2 protein-coding genes are annotated in these 2,358 nt (G+C 67.9%); both read left to right on the top strand.

What is annotated here, in order from left to right; genetic code table 11:
- On the top strand, nt 1–690 hold a 690-nt coding region (locus tag ACIP8W_RS31885; protein WP_401958941.1), incomplete at its 5' end, for a phosphopantetheine-binding protein.
- A 22-nt stretch (nt 691–712) separates the two neighbouring features.
- Nucleotides 713–2,358, top strand: a 1,646-nt coding sequence (locus ACIP8W_RS31880) for a type I polyketide synthase (RefSeq protein ID WP_402205902.1), incomplete at its 3' end; no start/stop codon positions are given.

Here is a 2,358-nt window from a genome sequence, read left to right as displayed (position 1 = left end):
CGGGCGCTGGAACTGGACGACACCACGGTCACCGTCGCGGACATCGACTGGGCCCGGTTCGGCCAGACCTTCACCGTGACCCGGCCCAGCCCTCTCATCAGTGACTTGTCCGGCAACGGGCGGTACGGAGAGATGGAGCAGGAACCCGTCTCCGGTGCGGTCTCGGATGAACTGGCCCAACAGCTGGCTGGGTTGGACCCGGACGAGAGGGAGAAAATCCTGGTCGCACTGGTCCGGACACACGCTGCTGCAGTCCTCGGCCACTCGGACACCGAGGCGATCGGCGCCGAACGTCCGTTCAGCGAGGCGGGCTTCGACTCACTGTTGGCGGTGGAGTTCCGGGACCGTCTGGCCGGGGCTACGGGGTTGAACCTCCCGGCCACCCTGGTCTTCGACCGGCCCACCCCGGTGGCGCTGGCACAGCGGCTTCTGGAGGAGCTGGGCGAGGGCGAGACGGCCGCGAACGCGCTGTCGCTCAATGCCGACATCGACCGGATGGCGTCGGCCGTCTCGGCGGTCGAACTGACCGACGCCGAACGCGGACACATGAAGGAAAGGCTGCGGGAACTCATCTCGGCGCTGGATGGCCGGGACCTGTCGACCGGCCGTGAAGGATTTACTGGCGATTTGGAAACGGCGTCCCCTGATGAATTGCTCGATTTCCTCGACGGGGAACTCGGGGAACTCTGAAATGGTTGGGTCCGGCAAGGGAATGGGCATTATGTCGAACGAAGAAAAGTATCTCGAATACCTCAAGCGGGCGGCTGCCGACCTCAGGGAAACCCGAGGCCAGCTCCGGGCGCTTGAGGGACGGGAACGCGAGCCCATCGCCATTGTCGGTATGGCCTGCCGCTTCCCGGGCGGGGTCCGCTCGCCGGAGGACCTGTGGCAGTTGGTCCTCTCGGGCGGGGACGGAATCGCCCCTTTCCCCGCGGACCGTGGCTGGGATCTCGATGCCTTGGCGGAGCCGGATGCGGCCCGTCCCACGGACAGCGCCACGCGATCCGGTGGATTCCTGTACGACGCGGGTGAGTTCGACGCGGAATTCTTCGGGATATCCCCTCGTGAAGCCTTTACCATGGACCCGCAGCAGCGCCTTCTGCTCGAAACGGCCTGGGAGGCGTTCGAGCGGGCGGGCATCGACCCCGCGAAACTGAAAGGCAGCCAGACCGGTGCGTTCGTCGGCACCAATGGGCAGGACTATCCGATCGCCCTGGAGCGGACCCCGGAGAAAGACGAAGGGCGCGTCGGCATAGGCAACGCGGCCAGTGTGCTGTCCGGCAGACTCTCCTACACCTTCGGTCTGGAAGGGCCGTCGGTGACGGTCGACACGGCCTGCTCCTCCTCCCTGGTCGCGCTTCACCTGGCGGCGGGCGCGCTGCGCAAGGGCGAGTGTTCGCTCGCGCTGGTCGGCGGTGTGGCCGTGATGTGCAGCCCCGGAACCTTCGTGGAGTTCTCCCGGCAGGGCGGCCTTGCCTCCGATGGCCGCTGCAAGTCCTTCTCCGCCGACGCCGACGGCACCGGCTGGGGCGAAGGCGTCGGCGTACTCCTGGTGGAGCGGCTCTCCGACGCGGAACGCAACGGTCACCACGTCCTCGCCGTCATCCGTGGCTCGGCGGTCAACCAGGACGGTGCCTCCAACGGCCTCACCGCACCCAACGGCCCTTCCCAGGAACGTGTCATCAGCCAGGCGCTCGCGGAGGCACGACTTTCCCCGGCAGACGTCGACGCGGTGGAAGCGCACGGTACGGGTACGAGGCTGGGCGACCCGATCGAGGCGCAGGCCCTGTTGGCGACGTACGGTCAACACCGCTCCGAGGACCGGCCCCTCTGGCTCGGCTCGCTGAAGTCCAACATCGGCCACACCCAGGCTGCTGCCGGTGTCGCGGGCGTTATCAAGACCGTGCTCGCCCTCCAGCACGCGGTCCTGCCCAGGACCCTGCACATCACCGAGCCCACCCCGCAGGTCGCCTGGTCCACTGGCGCGGTGGAACTGCTCACCGAACAACGCGCCTGGCCCGAGACCGGCCGCCCTCGCCGTGCGGGCATCTCCTCCTTCGGCATGAGCGGCACCAACGCGCATGTCATCGTTGAACAAGCGCCCCAGAACGTTGTTGAGCAGGCCTCCGGGAACGAGCAACCGGAGCCCACCGAGCCCACCCGAGGCGTGCTGGCTACAGCCGGTGTGGTGCCGTGGGTGGTGTCGGGTCGGGGTGTGGCGGGTTTGCGGGGGCAGGCGGAGCGGTTGCGTTCGTACGTCACCGAGCGTCCTGAGCTGGACGTAGTGACTGTGGGTCGTTCGTTGGTGGGTACGCGGTCGGTGCTGGAGCGGCGTGCGGTGGTGGTGGGCCGGGGTCG

The organism is Streptomyces sp. NPDC088554 (assembly GCF_044752945.1).
Taxonomy (GTDB): Bacteria; Actinomycetota; Actinomycetes; order Streptomycetales; family Streptomycetaceae; genus Streptomyces.
This window is presented reverse-complemented; position numbering and strand designations above follow the sequence as displayed.